Genomic DNA, 16,261 nt, shown 5'->3' on the forward strand with positions numbered 1-16,261 from the left:
GTCATAGCCGTGCTCGTCTTGGAACTCTGGCGTCACGGTCAGTAAGGCACGCGCTTAAAACTGTCCTCTAAATCCGCCATACGCGCATCGTAAGAAGGGATCCCCTCGCAACCAGCAACAAAGTTATACGGAATCGCTTCATCACCGTGGATATCGAGGCACATTTTCACCCCTGTTTGTTCCATGCGCGCACGAACATGATACACCTCAGGGCTGCGCTCAATCGTGGGGGCTTGCCATTCGCGGTTCAAGTTGGCACCCACCGCATTGGTGCGCAAGTGGCCACGCACACTGCCGTCGGGGTTCATATTCGGCACCACGTAAACGTCTGCCTTTGCCAACAGCGCACGGGCGGTGGTGTCCGTGTCGTCAAGCAATCGGTCGAGCAGCCCCTCGATAAACCATTCCGCCATGGTTTCGCCAGGGTGTTGGCGCGCAATCAGCCAAATCGGTGTTTTTGCTTGCGCAGACTCACTGAGCTCTGAGCGGATTTTCAAAAGGCTAATATCACGCCCGTCCAAGGTCTGGCCGAGGGTTTCTAGCTGACATTGCGGATAGGTCTGCGCTTGGTGAATCAAATCCAGGTGGAGCTCATAGCTATACGGCGCGAAGTAGGCGAAATACATCGAACCATGTTGCGGCGTGACTTTAATGGTTAGGGTGTCGCCGTCAAATTCGGTGGGGACACGGAACCAAGTATCACGGTCGTAAGAGGCGACCGCTTGATAATCTCTCCAGCCTTCCGGGTAGGCCGAACCTGCCAGTTGCTGAATATGCAGTGTGTGAGCCTGATTGACTTGCGCCTCTAAGCGAAAGTGAAACCACTGATAAAATTCAGACTGGTTGTCGTTATGAATGGCAAGTTGAATGTTGTTGATGTCGTCATCGTTAACAACGCGAATATTCCCGCTGTCGAACTGGCTAAAAATACGCATAGAGCATCCTTTATCGGTTTGAGAGGCCAGCTGTGTTTGCACCTGAGGGTAAGCCTTTTGTTATTTCCGCTTCTTCTGTTGTCTATTTGAGCAGACAACGGACGTTGACGGATTTATGCTGATTGAATCTCTGTGATTATCTTGCCGTGCCMACGGTGAGCTGGCAAGGTGCTGTCTCGATCCAAGCCAATTCTCCAGGCTTTTGAACACAAAAAGGAGCCATTATGCAGCTTCACGATCAGACGTTACTCAAATCTCAGGCCTTAATTAACGGCAAATGGGTTGATGCCGATAGCCAACAAACCCGCGCAGTGATCAATCCTGCGAACGGAGAGCACTTGGCGACGGTACCCAATATGGGGGCGGAGGAAACCAGCCGCGCCATTGATGCGGCGGATGCGGCGTTACCCGAATGGCGAGATTTAACCGCCAAAGCGCGGGCTGACGTGCTATATCGCTGGTACGAGCTGATGCTCGAGCATAAAGACGACCTCGCCGCTATCATGACGGCTGAGCAAGGCAAGCCATTAAAAGAAGCGTCGGGAGAGATCCAATATGCGGCGTCGTTTTTACAGTGGTTTGCTGAAGAAGCGAAGCGCGTTTATGGCGCGACTATTCCCGCGGAGCAAGCGGACAAGCGTATTTCAGTGATCAAGCAGCCGATTGGCGTGACTGCGGCGATTACCCCGTGGAACTTTCCGGCGGCGATGATCACCCGTAAAGCGGCAGCCGCCCTGGCGGCAGGGTGTACCATGGTAGTGAAGCCTGCAAGCGATACGCCATTGTCGGCGCTGGCGCTAGGGGATTTAGCGTTACGAGCTGGGGTGCCAGCTGGGGTGATCAGCGTGGTGACTGGGGCGTCGGGCCCCATCGGCGATACCTTATGCGCCGACAGACGCGTCCGTAAGCTCTCGTTTACCGGCTCCACCGAAATCGGCGCACAGCTGATGGAAAAATGTGCCCCAAGTATCAAGAAGCTCTCGTTGGAGTTAGGTGGCAACGCGCCCTTTATTGTGTTTGATGATGCCGATATTGATGCCGCGGTTGAAGGTGCCATCGCGGCGAAGTTTCGTAATGCTGGGCAAACCTGTGTCTGTGTGAACCGCATTTACGTGCAAGCGGGCGTGTATGAAGCCTTTGCAGAAAAGTTTATCCAGGCGGTGAGTCAATTGCAGGTGGGTAAAGGCACCGACGATGGTGTAGACATTGGCCCACTCATTAACAAAGGGGCAATAGAAAAAGTGAATGCCCATCTGGATGATGCCAAGCAAAAAGGCGCTGCGATTGAGCTGGGTGGCGCGTGCCCTGAGCTGGGAGAAAACTACACTCAACCGGCGGTGATTAAATACGCGACCCCAGCGATGCAGATAGCTAAAGAAGAGACCTTCGGCCCCGTGGCCCCGCTATTTTCTTTTGAAGAAGAGGCGGATGCCATCGCCATGGCCAATGATACCGAATTTGGTCTCGCGTCTTACTTTTATGCCAAAGACATTAGCCGCGTGCATCGGGTAGCTGAAGCGTTGGAATACGGCATGGTGGGGATTAACACCGGCCTGATTTCGRCCGCGGTCGCGCCCTTTGGTGGGGTGAAGCAATCGGGCCTTGGCCGTGAGGGATCACACTGGGGACTCGATGAGTATCTAGAAATCAAGTACTTGTGTTTGGGCCTTTGATAACGTGAGCGATTTGTACCGCCAAGTGTTAAAAATTACTGACACGTAAAGCGGTTCTTACGCGGTTTATGGCAGTCAACTTGCCTCTAACGCCACCAAATCGGTGATAATTCAGGCAAGTTGACTGTTTTTTGGCGGCTTAGTGTATGAATATTTGCATTTGCCCACATCCGCTCTGTTGTTGGCTTTTCATCCGTGGTAAAACTCAAGTAATATGCGTAAGAGAAGTCCAACCGTTGCCTTGGTGCAGCATGTTGGCGAACCAAACCAAGTGGAGATACAAGTTTGATCAATGTGTTCCTTGTAGATGATCACGAGCTGGTTCGCACAGGGATTCGACGTCTTTTAGAAGACGTTCGTGGCATAAAAGTGGTAGGGGAAGCCGACAGCGGTGAAGCTGCACTCAAGTGGTGCCGGCAAAATCACGCCGATATTGTCCTAATGGACATGAATATGCCAGGTATCGGTGGGTTAGAGGCAACACGCAAGTTGCTTCGCTACTCGCCGGACGCCAAGATTATCGTGCTCACGATCCATACAGAAAACCCGTTCCCAACTAAGGTAATGCAAGCGGGCGCCGCGGGTTATTTGACCAAAGGCGCCGGTGCCGATGAAGTGGTGAACGCGATCCGCATGGTCAATAGTGGCCAGCGTTATATTTCACCGGACATTGCCCAGCAAATGGCACTCAGTCAGTTCTCTGCCTCTTCAGATAATCCTTTCAAAGAACTGTCAGAGCGTGAATTGCAGATCATGCTAATGATCACCAAAGGGCAAAAGGTTACCGACATTTCCGAGCAACTTAGCCTGAGCCCGAAAACGGTGAACAGTTACCGTTATCGCTTATTCAGCAAGTTGGGCATTAATGGCGATGTGGAATTGACCCACCTTGCTATCAGGCACGGCATGCTCGACACCGAAACCCTGTAACGCGAAGTAATCCAGGACGAGACCGCGCAGTGCCGAACACCTTCGATGCGAAAAGCTTTCTAAAAACCGTCCCTCACCAGCCTGGCGTTTATCGCATGATGAACGCCGCGGGTGAAATTATCTATGTGGGTAAGGCCAAAGATCTCAGTAAACGCCTAGCCAGCTACTTTCGGGTGCAGGTTGCCAGTGAGAAAACCAAAGCCTTGGTACGGAACATCGCCGATGTAGAGGTGACGGTGACCCACACCGAAACCGAAGCGCTGATCCTCGAGCACAACCTGATCAAGCAGCACCGCCCCAAATACAATGTATTGCTGCGAGACGACAAGTCTTACCCTTATATCTATCTCAGTGCTCACGAGCATCCACGGCTGGCGATCCACCGCGGCGCGAAAAAGAAAAAGGGCGAATATTTTGGTCCCTTTCCTGATGCCAATGCGGTGCGTAAAAGCTTGCATCTGTTGCAGAAAATATTCCCGGTTCGCCAGTGTGAAGACTCGGTGTATGCCAACCGCAGCCGGCCTTGCTTGATGTATCAAATTGGTCGTTGCTCTGGACCTTGTGTGCCAGGGCTGATTAGTGATGACGACTACGCCGAGCAAGTCAATTTTGCCCGTATGTTTTTACAAGGCAAAGACCGCGAAGTGATCGACAGCTTGGTGACCAAGATGGAAACCGCCAGCCAAGAGCTGCAATTTGAAAAGGCGGCGGAATACCGCGACCAAATCCAAGCGTTGCGCCGTGTGCAAGAGCAGCAGTTTGTTTCGCAAGACAGTGACGATGACATCGACGTTATCGGCTTTGCACTAGAAAACGGGGTAGCGTGCATTCATGTGCTCTTTTTGCGTCAGGGTAACGTGCTGGGCAGTCGTAGCCACTTTCCTAAGATGCCGGCAGAAACCGACCCTGGTGAAGTGGTTTCAAGTTTTGTCAGCCAGTTTTACTTGGCGCAAGCGGAAGGGCGCACCATTCCCAGCCATATTTTGATTTCTGACGATATCGGTGATGATCTTGGTTGGCTGTCAACTACCTTGAGTGAAATCGCCGGCCGCAATGTGCGCCTACAAAGCCGTCCGCGCGGGGCCAGAGCCCGCTTTTTGAAGCTGGCCAACACCAATGCGCGCACCGCCCTGACCAGCAAAATCAACCATCGGATGACCATCCAGAATCGTTATCAAGCGCTGCAAGAAACCTTAGGCTTAGAGCCGGTTAAGCGCATGGAGTGCTTTGATATCAGCCACACCATGGGCGAGAAAACGGTCGCCTCTTGCGTGGTGTTCAACCAAGACGGGCCGCTGAAAAAAGAGTATCGCCGTTACAACATTGAAGGGATCACTGGTGGCGATGATTATGCCGCGATGGCGCAGGTACTGACGCGCCGTTATAGCAAGCAAGTCGAGCCAGAAAAAATCCCCGATATCATTGTGATTGATGGGGGTAAAGGCCAGCTCAGCCGTGCTTGGGAGGTGCTCGAGCCGCTGATCGCCGACTGGCCGGTTAACCCGCTTATTTTAGGTGTAGCTAAAGGCACCAGCCGTAAACCGGGGCTCGAGACATTGATTAAGGTCTCGGGCGAAGAGTTTTCGCTGCCTGCAGACTCGCCGGCGTTGCACCTTATCCAACATATTCGTGATGAAAGCCACGATCATGCCATTGCCGGACACCGCGCGGCACGGGGTAAAGCACGCAAGCAAAGTGTGCTCACCCAAATTGATGGCGTTGGCCCTAAACGTCGCCAGGCCTTGCTGAAATACTTGGGCGGGATTCAAGAGCTGAAAAACGCCAGTGTTGAAGAAATCGCCAAGGTGCCCGGGATCAGCGCCACATTGGCAGAGAAAATTCATTCCTCATTGCAAGGTTAGTGGCAATGGGGCACCATAACCCAGTTAATCCTAAAATAAAAAGCTGAGCATGCGTCTAAATATACCTACCATTTTGACCTTTTTGCGCATTGCGCTTATTCCGGTCTTTGTTATTGCCTACTATTTGCCTTATGCCTGGGCGCCATTTGCGGCAGCACTCATTTTTGTGATTGCTGGTGCCACCGATTGGTTAGATGGTTATTTAGCGCGTCGCTTAAAGCAATCGACCCGTTTTGGCGCGWTTTTAGATCCCGTCGCCGACAAAGTGATGGTGGCGATTGCCATGGTGCTGATTGTCGAGCACTACGCCTCTATTTGGATTACCATTCCCGCGGCAACCATGATTGCGCGTGAGGTGATTATTTCAGCCCTGCGCGAGTGGATGGCTGAAATCGGCAAACGTGCCAGCGTCGCGGTCTCTTGGGTGGGTAAATTTAAAACCGGCTCACAAATGTTCGCCCTGACCATGCTGCTTTGGCATGGCGCGCCGTGGATTGAATGGTTAGGCTATGTCGCGCTCTATGCCGCAACCGGCTTAACCTATTGGTCGATGTATCAATATATGATGGCGGCCAAAGACGACTTGCTCGCCGATCCGGACGATGAATAAACCGAGCACTGAGCAAACGCATTCACGCCCGTGACGTATCAATAAAAACGCAGCCACGATTGGGCTGCGTTTTTTGTTTGCTGCTGGTGGCAGCGCGCGTGAGTCTGCCTGTTTGGCGTCGCGCTTAAGCGAACCGCTGGACTTCGCGCTTTAGGATTAGCGCGGCTAGCTTAGCGCGGCTAGCCTAGCGCTTGGGAATGGTCAGCACAAAGGCCGCGCCTTGCAGCGGAGAGTCGCTGGCGTGGATGTTGCCATCGTAACTGGCAATGATTTCATCGCACACCGCTAACCCGATGCCGGTGCCAGGGTTGAGCTGATCGGCACGCACCCCGCGCTGGAATATGCTTTCCCGATATTGTGCTGGTACTCCGGGGCCATCGTCTTCAATCGCCAGTTGCCACACTTCGCCATGATCGTCGAGCCGGATTTGCACGGTTTCAAGGCAAAACCGATAGGCGTTTTCCAGCAAGTTACCGAGTAACTCCATCAAATCACTACGGTGCACCGGTAAAGAGGCGCTTTCATCAAACGCTCGCACCACTTTCACCGGTTTATCGCGATAGGCCTTATCTAACATGCCCGTCAGGCTATCAATTGGTGCGGTCAGTGGGCTATCTTCGCGTTTCAGGCCACATTGCCCCACCAATGCGCGTTTAAGCTGATATTGCACCATGTCATCCATCTGACTGACCTGCTCCAAAATCCGCTTATTTAGCTGCTCGCGCGACAGATGATTATCATCGAGCAGGGCATTGGTGGCGGATAAACGCGTTTTTAAGCTGTGCGCCAAATCATCCATGGCGTGGCGATAACGGGATTTTTGCTTTTCCCGCTGGGTGATCATCCGGTTAAGCGCTTGGGTGACATCTTGCAGTTCGTCAGGGTAATCGTTATCCAGTGTTTGCTGGCGTGATTCAGTAATCGCGATCAGCTCTCTGGCTAAGCGGCGCAGTGGGGAAAAGCTCCAATGACACGCGGCAACCACGAGTGCCGACGCCGAGACAAACAGCAGGCTAATGTAAAACCAGGTCTCTGCTTCTAAATCGGCTAGCTGTTGTTTTTGTTTGTCGACGTTGCGCAGCACAAACAGCCGGTTTTCGCTATCACCGGGTTGTTTTTCTGATGAAAGCCGCTGTGCCACTACGTTAAAGCCAGCAATGGAAAGATACTGCGGCTTTTTCGCTTCGTTAGGGATCAGCGTGCAGATATCGTCGATATTAAACGCTTGCACATCGCGCGAGGTCCACAGCGTGTGATTATCGGGCGTACATAGCACCGACATATAATCGCTGCTGGACGGGTCAAGCGATTGGATCCAAGCGGTCAGCTGGTCAGCGCGGATCAGCCCGTCTTTACTGAGCTGCGCCATCACCATCGGAATTTGTGAGGCCAGATCGCGCGAGTAAGCCGCCATTGAATTTTGCTGATACAGCTTATTAATCAAGGCCGCAAGCGCAATCGAGAAAAGGAGAATAATGCCAATCGAGGTGGCGAGCACGCGGGTGCGCAGTCGAGGGCGACATTGGCAAAGGGTAAATTGGCCTAGTTTCATGGTTTACTCAGCTTGGATCTCGAACAGGTAGCCTTGGCCACGCACAGTCGAGATGGGGTTGTCGTGTCCGGTTTGGATCAGCTTTTTACGCAGACGACTGATCATCACCTCAATGGTGTTAGGGTCGCCATCTTGGTCATGATACAGCACATCGAGCAAGCGTTGTTTAGAGATCACTTCGCGACTGTGACGAATCAGGTACTCAAACAAATCATATTCAAAGGCGGTCAGCTCCAGTGCTTGGCCATTGACGGTAACCGATTTCGCCAACAGATCTAACTCGATATCACCAGCGGTAATGGTGGGCTTCACAAAACCCGCACTGCGGCGTACTAATGCGTTTAGTCGTGCGACTAGTTCCGGTTTTTGAAACGGCTTTACCAAATAATCATCGGCACCGGCATCTAAGCCCGTGACTTTATCTTGCCAATTGGCGCGCGCTGTGAGGACCAAAATCGGCAGGCGWAGCCCTTTGGCGCGAATATCTCGAATAAGGCTAATGCCATCTTGATCGGGCAAACCGAGGTCAACAATGGCAATATCATTGGGGTATTGGTCAGCGTAGTAAAGCCCTTCGCTGGCAGTGCTGGCACAGCGAACATGGTGGCCGAGTTCACTGAGTTCGGTGTTCAGGTGATGACTTAAAATCGAGTCATCTTCAATAATAAGAACCTGCATAAAAGCCCCTGTAAAACAAAAAAGCGCCCGAGGTGGACGCCTTTATTATAGGTTTAATAAACTGAATTTTGGCTGACTCAGCGACCGTCTCCGGCGTGACGTTACACCAAAATAATCATCAAGGTGCCGGCCAAGGTCAAAATAACGTTGGCAATCGCGTAAGTGCCCGCATAGCCCAAGGCAGGAATGGTGCTGCGAGCATGCTCGTTGATCATATCCATCGCCGGCGCACAGGTTCTTGCCCCGATGATTGCGCCAAACAAGAGCGCGCGGTTCATTTTAAGCACATAGGCCCCCACCAGATAAGCAATAATCACGGGGATCACGCTAATCACAATGCTGGCCAGGATCACCGAAAAGCCCATGTCCGCGATGTAATCAAACAGCCGGCTACCGGCACTCAGTCCAATGCCAGCCATAAAGGTCATCAGGCCGAGATCTTTCACCATATTCAGCGCCCCTTGGGGCACATAGCCGAAAGTGGGGTGGTTGGCACGTAAAAAGCCGAGGCTGATCCCCGCCAACAGCAAGCCAGCGGCATTACCCAGGCCAAAGGTCACTTGGCCGAAGGTGAGGGTGATCATCCCTAAGCCCAGCCCCAAAATAAAGAAGCAGCAAAAGGCGAGCAAATCCGACATCTGGCTATGAATCGAAATAAAGCCGATGCGGTCGGCCAAGCCTTTTACGCGGCTTTTCTCACCACTGATTTGCAGCACATCGCCTTTGTTGAGGATAATTCCTTGGTCCATCGGCATCTCAACCTGAGCGCGCACCACTCGGTTTAAAAAGCAACCGTATTCCGACAGGTTTAAATCCGACAGCTTTTTCTGCGCCACGCTGTCATTTTTCACCACGATTTCTTCCTCGACAATACGCAAGTCGAGCAGATCGCGGTCAAACACTTCTTTACCGTTACGAAAGCTGGGGTCCAGCCGCGCATGGCTGTCGGGATAGCCCACCAAGGCAATCTCGTCGCCTTGCTGCAAAATGGCGTCCCCATCAGGGTTAGCCAAAATGCCGTTACGGCGAATACGCTCGATATAACAGCCGGTTTGGCGATAAATACCCAGCTCTCGCAAGTTGCGGCCATCAATCCAATCGATCAATTCAGGCCCCACCCGATAGGCGCGAATAATGGGTAAATAGACCTTACGCTGTGATTCACTGCCCAAGCCGCGCTCAATCGCAATCTGTTGGGCGGAGTGCTCAAGGTTATGGCGCTGCAACTTCGGCATCAATTTCGCCAGCACAATCAAGCTCACCAGGCCGGTGAGGTAGGCCATGGCATAGCCGACACTGAGGTTATCAATCATCATCCCCAGTTGTTCGCCTTCCGCGCCGGTTAAGCCGGAGTTAAGCGCATCTTTCGCGCCCACCAATACCGGGGTGGCGGTAAGCGCGCCGGCCATCATCCCGGTGGCAATGCTGATATCCAGCCCCAATTGCTCTTGGAAAAACAAGGTTAAGCCAATAGCACTGAGTAGCACGGCCAAGGCAAGCAATAGGTATGATTTTCCGTCACGGAAAAAGACGCCAAAAAAGTTCGGCCCCGCCTCAATCCCCACGCAGTAGATAAACAGCATAAAGCCGATGCTGAGGGTATCGGGCGAGAAGGTGAACCCCGCGTTGCCAAAAATGATCGCGGTAAACAACACGCCGATGGATCCGCCGAGTTGCACACTACCAATTTTGATCTTTCCGACCGCGAGGCCGAGGGCGAGAACCACAAAAAGGAGTAAAATATCGTTTTGGAGCAGGAGGTTATTGACGTCTATATTCACAGCACAAATGTCCGACAGAGCGTGCAGGGGGTTAATGTGGTGAAAATTATACCAACCTTAATCACACTTTGTTGTACAAATTTAGTGAAATAATCATTAATTTTGCGTAAAAAAAGACCAGTTGCACGTTTTTTGGAAGCATCCACAAAAAATGGCAGCCCCGACTGGCTTTTTAGACCCAACCAACACGCCCGCAAGACCCCAGCCAAATCCTCGAAGCAATCTCACAGAATTAGCGCTAGCTAACATTTTAGACATGAGGGAATGAAAACGTTATCACGCCTCTGTTAGGCTAATCCTTACGACAAAAAAGGGAATGGCCTATCGGATGCCCAAAACCGGCGGGCGGTAGCGTGGGAAGGCTGGATAGTTAACCCGCTTATCGGATAGAAAGCCGAGTCGGATGCACGCTTTCGCGGGGAAGAGACAGACAGTAATCGCAATAACTGACTATTAATAACAGTCAGTTAAGAAATAGAAAGGCGCGTATAACGGTTTTGGAAAATCGAGCATGCGCACTAACACAATGTTAGGCAGAAGAAATGACAATACATGAGCTTGACCTTCTTGATAATGCGCTCGACAGTCTGTCCGAGGCCCTATCGAAATTTGAGGAAGGTGACGACGGTGACCACAAGGCCTATAAATTTGCTGTGCTTCACTTGGCGCATTTCATTGAGTTGATCTTTAAACACCACATAGCATCGAAGCACCCGCTGTTGATCTATAAAGATCCTTTCTCAAAGAAGCTGGATAAGAACAAGACTATAGGTCTCTGGGAAGCTGTGAATTTCATCAATAACGAAGCTCCTGACACGGTATTACCGGAATTCCGTAAAGACCTGGAATGGATAAAACGGCTAAGAAATGAGATAGAGCATCACAAGTTCACTATGGACGTTCCGCAGGTACGAACTACGATGGGCCGCTTGTTCCGCTCGGTGATGGAGTTTCTCGAAGAATATACTGAGGTAGAAATAGAAGAGCATATTCCAAGGCACACAAAGGACACGTTTAAGATTCTGTCTGATGAATATGAATTTTCAGTGCGTGACGCTATCAGGCAGGCAGAAGAAGTGGAGGAAGAGAACCCCATAGACTATTCCGATGATCCTGATGCGGCTCCGGTTCGTCTTGAGTGCCCAGAATGCGGTCACCTCACGCTTGTGGTAAATGAAGATTCTGGAACAGGTTATCGTTGCACTTTTTGCCAAAATGAAGAGAGCGATGAGTTACCCGCAAACTGCGACATTTGTGGTATTTCGACTACGGTTGGGGAGTTGGTCTACTGGGAAAACGAAATGGAACAAGTGGAAGGACGTTGCTACTACTGCTCTGGAAGGCACCACGCTGATAAAGATGATTAGCCGACCAATGCCCAACAAAACGCGTCACTCGGATGGCCTTTTCTTCGCTTCGCTGCGCAAAGGCCACCGGTGCGCTCTGCGTTAGACATAAGGAGAAAAAATGCAAGTATGGCGATTAGTTGCTCATCATGAAGAGTCACAAAAAGCACTCGCAAGAATGATAGAAATTGGACGAATTGCTATTGGTTGGTCAAGTATCGGGGATCTTTCCGAATTGGATCCAAGTAATTATACTGAAATAACCAATAAGCTAGAAACTATACAGCCTGATGTAAACAATTCCAATATGGCAGGGCCAAGTTTGTGGAACCTGTATGCAGAAGTTGAGATTGGTGATCAAATTATAGTTACGGCAAGTGGTAAAAGAAAATGTGTTTTTGAAATAACAGGGCCATACATTTTTGATTCTGATAATTCAATTATTGGCTACTCCCATCAACGGCAAGCTGCTTTAACTAACATTGACCCTGAAGCGCTATGGGAAGCATCTGAATCCAACGTAGCAAAAGGTGAGAATGTCAGGTGGACATTAGCGAAGTGTAAGGGTACGAAGAAATCGAATGATATTGTGCATTTTGAAGGTAAAAGGTATTCGGTAGTATCGACTGCAATTGAGCGAGATCGATCGGCTCGTGAAAAGTGCATACGCCACTTTGGTTGCAACTGCCAAGTCTGTGGAATGAACTTTCAAAATCTATACGGAGATATAGGGCGTGACTATATTCATGTACATCATCGAGTAGATTTGGCTTATAGCGACGGTGAGCATATTATTAATCCAGAAACAGACCTAGTTCCTCTTTGTCCTAATTGCCATGCAATGATTCATACAGATAAACCTGCTATGTCAGTGGAAAAACTGAAGGAAATTTACAATCGCAATGGTGCCTAACAAGAGAGTTGGGCTCACGCTGGATTTGATCCGTTTTACTGGAAACGTATCGACGATCTTATGACGTCAGCTTGTTCTCGTTCCCACGCTCCTGCGTGGGAATGCATATCTAGCTCTTGCTATTATTCAAACACAAACAGCACCATAAACAGTGTTATATTATTCTGCCTAGGGCGTTGAACTGGCTTGCTCGCTACAGGTATTGACGCTGTCCGCTAGTGTTAGAACAGGGGTCAAGTGCGATTCGGTGACTTTATGGTGAACCCTGCCTGTGATTCAAAATTCGTATACATTCCCACGCAGGAGCGTGGGAACGAGTTATACCAAAAATGGTTTGTTCGTGGCGTGGTTTTAAATTCCTCTAATCCTAAAACTGTGGTGGCATGGATGGCGGCTTTGTCGGTTGGTATGGGCTCAAGCAGCGATGAGCTATTTCTTGTCGCGGCGGTGCTGACTTGTATGTTGGTCGGCTTTTTGGTGAATGGGATGTGCTCCCTCTTGTTTTCAATCAACGGCGTGATGAACGTCTACCAAAAAGTGGCACATTGGGTCGAGCGAGTAGTGTCTGGGATCTTTGCTCTGGCAGGATTAGGATTGCTGCGCCCCGCCTTTAGCCGCAATCCTGCGTGAGGCTTTACCTCAACCTAACTTGAGGGGTTAATCTGGTGCCATTCACATAAGGAGTCGACGATGACATCAGCAACCATGATTGAAGAGTATTTACACCGCCTCGCGTTGAGTGAGGCGAAGGGCGCGGCACTGGTCACTGAGTTTATTGAAAAGCACTTGGCGCGGTATGCGTTTTCTAGCCTTAATGCCATGGCGGGGCAGCCGCTTTCTTTACAGACGGATGCCTTGTTTGAGCGGTTGGTGGTGAACCAACAAGGTGGCTATTGCTTTGAGCACAATAAAATCGCCTACCTTGCCCTGAAATATTTGGGGTTTGATGTGCGCAGTGTGCTGGCGCGGGTGATGCTTAATGGTAAACCCACCAATCCGCGCACTCACCGTATGAATATGCTTGAGCTCGATGGCGAGACTTATCTAGTGGACGTTGGTTTTGGCAATAAAACCCCGCGCGGGTTACTCAATATCAACCAGCGCACCTGCACTATTGGGCACGATACCTATCAAATCACGCGCAATGGCGATGTAGTGACGGTGGTATTACACGAGCCCGAGCAACCGCCATTAACACTGTACGAGGTTGAGCTTTATGATGTGGTAGAAGCCGACTTTGACGTGGCGCACTTCTATTCTCATCAGCACCCTGAAGCCATTTTCGTCAATAACCTTGTGGTGTCGTTGATCACCGCCTCACACCGCTATTTGATCCGTAATCAGCAGTTTTTGGTCTGGAATGCGGCAGGGCACCTTATTACCGATAAAAGTATCGATAGCGTCGAGGAGTTAACCCAGTTGGTTTATGAGGTGTTTTTATTGCAACCGCCCAAAGCCGTGTTGGAAACCGTGTTTGCAAAGGTGGCGGCCAACGCGGCGGCTTGAGTGAGCGGGTGCTCGCGACGGATGAATGCGATGAGGTGTTGGTTAACACTGATTGAAGACACCGCTACCGTCAACCTCCACCATCTGAAAAGCTTGCCAGTGATCAGCGGTGCCTATTCACGCCGTATTACTATTCATCACCGCTTGGTCTATCAAGTCCTCGAGAATGAACAGGTGGTGAAAGTGCTCAGGCTCTGGAGCCATTATGAGTAGTGGCTGTCATCGGTCTTTATTGGCTGCTTTGTTGATTGTGTTGTTCTCTGGGCTGTGCACTATGTTTGGAACGCGATAATAATCAATTTCTCTCATCACACGTTAGCAATATGCACTACGCTAAAATTACAACTGACTAAAATTTAAAGAGAAAGCTGAGCTGGCTGATAATAGCGAGCGGGTGATTGTACACCGTTGAGTGAATGAGCAAGGAATGTATATGTCTGTTTTAGATAAAGTTTTATATGTCGAGGATGACCCTGATATACGCGAAATTGCTACTCTCGCATTAGAGGATGTGGGAGAGCTCACTCTCAAAACCTGTGAGTCTGGTGAGCGAGCCTTGCAGGAAGTGGAAGGCTTTAAGCCGCAACTCATACTGCTCGACGTCATGATGCCGAATATGGATGGACCCGAAACTCTCACTGCGATGCGGGAACGAGGGTTCGTTGATGACTCGGTACTGGTTCTTTTTATGACCGCGAAAGTTCATCCAGAAGAGGTGGCTCGCTATAAAGCGTTAGGCGTGAGTCAGGTTATCTCTAAGCCTTTTGACCCTATGACATTGGCTGACGAAATTAAGGCGTTTTGGGACGAATTCAATGAACGATAGCAAAAAGAACAACGGAACCGATGAGCGACTAGAAAGGCTTAAAGAGGCGTATGCAAAAAGGTTGTCGTCTGAATTTAAACAGCTCCATGCCATCAATGAAAAGATAGYATCAGGCCATGATGATCAGGAAACCTTAAAAGCGTTGCATGCGGGGTTGCACACGATAGCAGGCGCGGCAGGAACATTTGGCTTTCCTAGTCTTGGGGAGGCAGCTCGCCAGTTCGAGCAACAAGTTGGCAATCGCTTATCTCAAGTTGAACAGCAAGCCAGTTTACCTGATGATTGGATCGAGGCGCTTGAGTTAGCGCATAACAAAGACAGTCTCTCAGCAAATCAGAGCACCACAACAATACAGCAGCCGGTCATGGAAGGAGCGCCTGTTATCGGCTTGGTCGAGCGCGATAATATTTTGGCTGAATACGCCCGATCCCAGTTTGCTCGTTTTGGCTTCCAGGTGCATTGGGTCAAAGAAGCAGACGAAGTAAATCAATTAACCAGTCATGCACCGGACTTAATGCTGGTTGACCATCATGCCATTAAGAATGACGCGCCTGATACCAATTTAGCGGATGTATGGAAAATCAAGCTGCGAGACTTTAAATGTCCAATCTTCTTCATTGGCGCGGAAGAAAGTTATAAAGCCAGGCTGCAAGCATTACGCGCAGGAGGCTCAGGTTATTATACCAAGCCGTTGGACATGTCTACACTCGCGTCCAAGTTTGCGTACATGCTCGGGCACAATGATAAAGAGCCTGGGCGAGTTATGATTATTGATCAAGACGCCGCTTTAGTCTCGCAATGCCAATCTGTTTTAGAAAACGCAAACATGCACATCGAGGTAGTGTCGAATCCCGAACAAACCTTTGAATGTATCAGCGAGTTCAACCCTGAAGTTATTCTCATTAGCGTCTGGTTATCTCAGGTTACGGGTGCAGAATTGGCCACTTTGCTGGCGCAGACAGAACACTGGGCGCATCTGCCGATTATTTTCCTTTCTCGCGACCCTAATGCAGATTTGCGTCGTCAATCATTGCTGATCGACGGCGATGCCATTCTTGAGGTTCCCGTGGATAAAGCGCTTTTGGTGAGCCTTTGTCAGCGGAGGGTCCAGCGCCTTCGGACTTTCAATCGTACCCAGCACCAGGACAGCCTCACAGGTCTATTGAAGCACGCGAGCATCAAAGACGCGTTGCAAAAGCAATGGCAATTGGCACAGCGCCGGTCGCAAGTTTTTAGCGTAGTCATGTTAGATATCGATCATTTTAAAGGCGTCAACGACACCTACGGTCATGCCATTGGCGATCAAGTGATTGCTGCAATTGGCACGCTGGTACGTCAGCACTTTAGAAATACGGATAAGCTTGGCCGTTACGGCGGAGAAGAATTTGCACTCGTATTACCCGATTGCGATATGCACCAAGCAGAGAAACTAGTGAACCAGTTACGCGAAGACTTTGCAGCGGTTAAGTTTAAAGCAAATGATACACCTTTTTCGTGCACGCTTTCCGCTGGTATTGCCGACAATCAGCGTTTTCCGGCAGAAACAGGTGAATCCCTATTGACACTCGCTGATAAAGCCTTATACCGCGCCAAACATGATGGTCGAAATTGTGTGGTACAAGCAGTCATTACTTCTTAACCGCGAATAC

Annotated in this window: 14 protein-coding genes and 1 pseudogene; 11 read left to right on the top strand and 4 right to left on the bottom strand. The window is 50.3% G+C overall.

The features are described 5' to 3' along the window. A pseudogene (locus BZG14_RS01600) lies at window positions 1–935 on the bottom strand (M14 family metallopeptidase); the annotation flags it as partial. 224 nt (window positions 936–1,159) lie between these two features. On the opposite strand from BZG14_RS01600, the gene BZG14_RS01605 reads away from it, so the two are divergent. From BZG14_RS01605 to pgsA, 4 genes are all read left to right on the top strand, one after another. Continuing rightward, on the top strand, window positions 1,160–2,608 hold the full coding sequence (locus BZG14_RS01605; protein ID WP_077607796.1) for an NAD-dependent succinate-semialdehyde dehydrogenase: 1,449 nt from the start codon (window positions 1,160–1,162) through the stop codon (window positions 2,606–2,608). Window positions 2,609–2,893: 285 nt separating this feature from the next. Further along, the gene (gene uvrY, locus BZG14_RS01610) at window positions 2,894–3,538 is read left to right on the top strand and encodes a UvrY/SirA/GacA family response regulator transcription factor (RefSeq protein WP_046073101.1); all 645 of its coding nucleotides are present in this window, start codon (window positions 2,894–2,896) and stop codon (window positions 3,536–3,538) included. A 29-nt stretch (window positions 3,539–3,567) separates the two neighbouring features. Beyond that, on the top strand, window positions 3,568–5,400 hold the full coding sequence (uvrC, locus tag BZG14_RS01615; RefSeq protein WP_077607797.1) for an excinuclease ABC subunit UvrC: 1,833 nt from the start codon (window positions 3,568–3,570) through the stop codon (window positions 5,398–5,400). A 49-nt stretch (window positions 5,401–5,449) separates the two neighbouring features. Then, complete coding sequence (gene pgsA, locus BZG14_RS01620) at window positions 5,450–6,010, top strand: CDP-diacylglycerol--glycerol-3-phosphate 3-phosphatidyltransferase (RefSeq protein WP_077607798.1); 561 nt, start codon at window positions 5,450–5,452, stop codon at window positions 6,008–6,010. A gap of 184 nt (window positions 6,011–6,194) precedes the next feature. Here the strand turns inward: pgsA and BZG14_RS01625 are convergent, their stop codons facing one another. The 3 genes from BZG14_RS01625 to BZG14_RS01635 all read right to left on the bottom strand — a co-directional run bounded on the left by BZG14_RS01625 (window position 6,195) and on the right by BZG14_RS01635 (window position 10,021). Next, window positions 6,195–7,562, bottom strand: coding sequence for an ATP-binding protein (locus tag BZG14_RS01625; protein WP_077607799.1), 1,368 nt, complete (start codon window positions 7,560–7,562; stop codon window positions 6,195–6,197). Between the two features lie 3 nt (window positions 7,563–7,565). Continuing rightward, entirely contained in the window at window positions 7,566–8,240 is a 675-nt protein-coding gene (locus BZG14_RS01630) for a response regulator (RefSeq protein WP_046073104.1), read from the bottom strand. Between the two features lie 101 nt (window positions 8,241–8,341). After that, the gene (locus BZG14_RS01635; protein WP_077607800.1) at window positions 8,342–10,021 is read right to left on the bottom strand and encodes an aspartate:alanine antiporter; all 1,680 of its coding nucleotides are present in this window, start codon (window positions 10,019–10,021) and stop codon (window positions 8,342–8,344) included. A gap of 542 nt (window positions 10,022–10,563) precedes the next feature. Between BZG14_RS01635 and BZG14_RS01640 the strand changes: the two genes are divergently transcribed. The 7 genes from BZG14_RS01640 (at window position 10,564) to BZG14_RS01670 (ending at window position 16,251) form a co-directional block, all read left to right on the top strand. After that, entirely contained in the window at window positions 10,564–11,388 is an 825-nt protein-coding gene (locus BZG14_RS01640) for a hypothetical protein (protein ID WP_077607801.1), read from the top strand. A 100-nt stretch (window positions 11,389–11,488) separates the two neighbouring features. Then, window positions 11,489–12,280, top strand: coding sequence for an HNH endonuclease (locus tag BZG14_RS01645; RefSeq protein WP_077607802.1), 792 nt, complete (start codon window positions 11,489–11,491; stop codon window positions 12,278–12,280). Window positions 12,281–12,535: 255 nt separating this feature from the next. Further along, window positions 12,536–12,910, top strand: a complete 375-nt coding sequence (locus BZG14_RS01650; RefSeq protein ID WP_077607843.1) for a LysE family translocator — start codon at window positions 12,536–12,538, stop codon at window positions 12,908–12,910. Window positions 12,911–12,970: 60 nt separating this feature from the next. Beyond that, window positions 12,971–13,786, top strand: coding sequence for an arylamine N-acetyltransferase family protein (locus tag BZG14_RS01655; protein ID WP_077607803.1), 816 nt, complete (start codon window positions 12,971–12,973; stop codon window positions 13,784–13,786). Window positions 13,787–13,816: 30 nt separating this feature from the next. Further along, entirely contained in the window at window positions 13,817–13,999 is a 183-nt protein-coding gene (locus BZG14_RS01660) for a type II toxin-antitoxin system YoeB family toxin (protein WP_198531997.1), read from the top strand. Between the two features lie 220 nt (window positions 14,000–14,219). Continuing rightward, window positions 14,220–14,612: a response regulator gene (locus tag BZG14_RS01665; protein ID WP_077607844.1), complete on the top strand. Its 393-nt coding sequence runs from the start codon at window positions 14,220–14,222 to the stop codon at window positions 14,610–14,612. Next, a complete protein-coding gene (locus BZG14_RS01670; protein WP_077607804.1) occupies window positions 14,602–16,251 on the top strand; it encodes a diguanylate cyclase in 1,650 nt (549 codons plus the stop codon). Before BZG14_RS01665 ends, BZG14_RS01670 begins: the two co-directional genes overlap by 11 nt. Window positions 16,252–16,261 lie beyond the last annotated feature (10 nt).

It is taken from the genome of Salinivibrio sp. IB282, assembly GCF_001995685.1.
GTDB classification, from domain to species: Bacteria; Pseudomonadota; Gammaproteobacteria; order Enterobacterales; family Vibrionaceae; genus Salinivibrio; species Salinivibrio kushneri.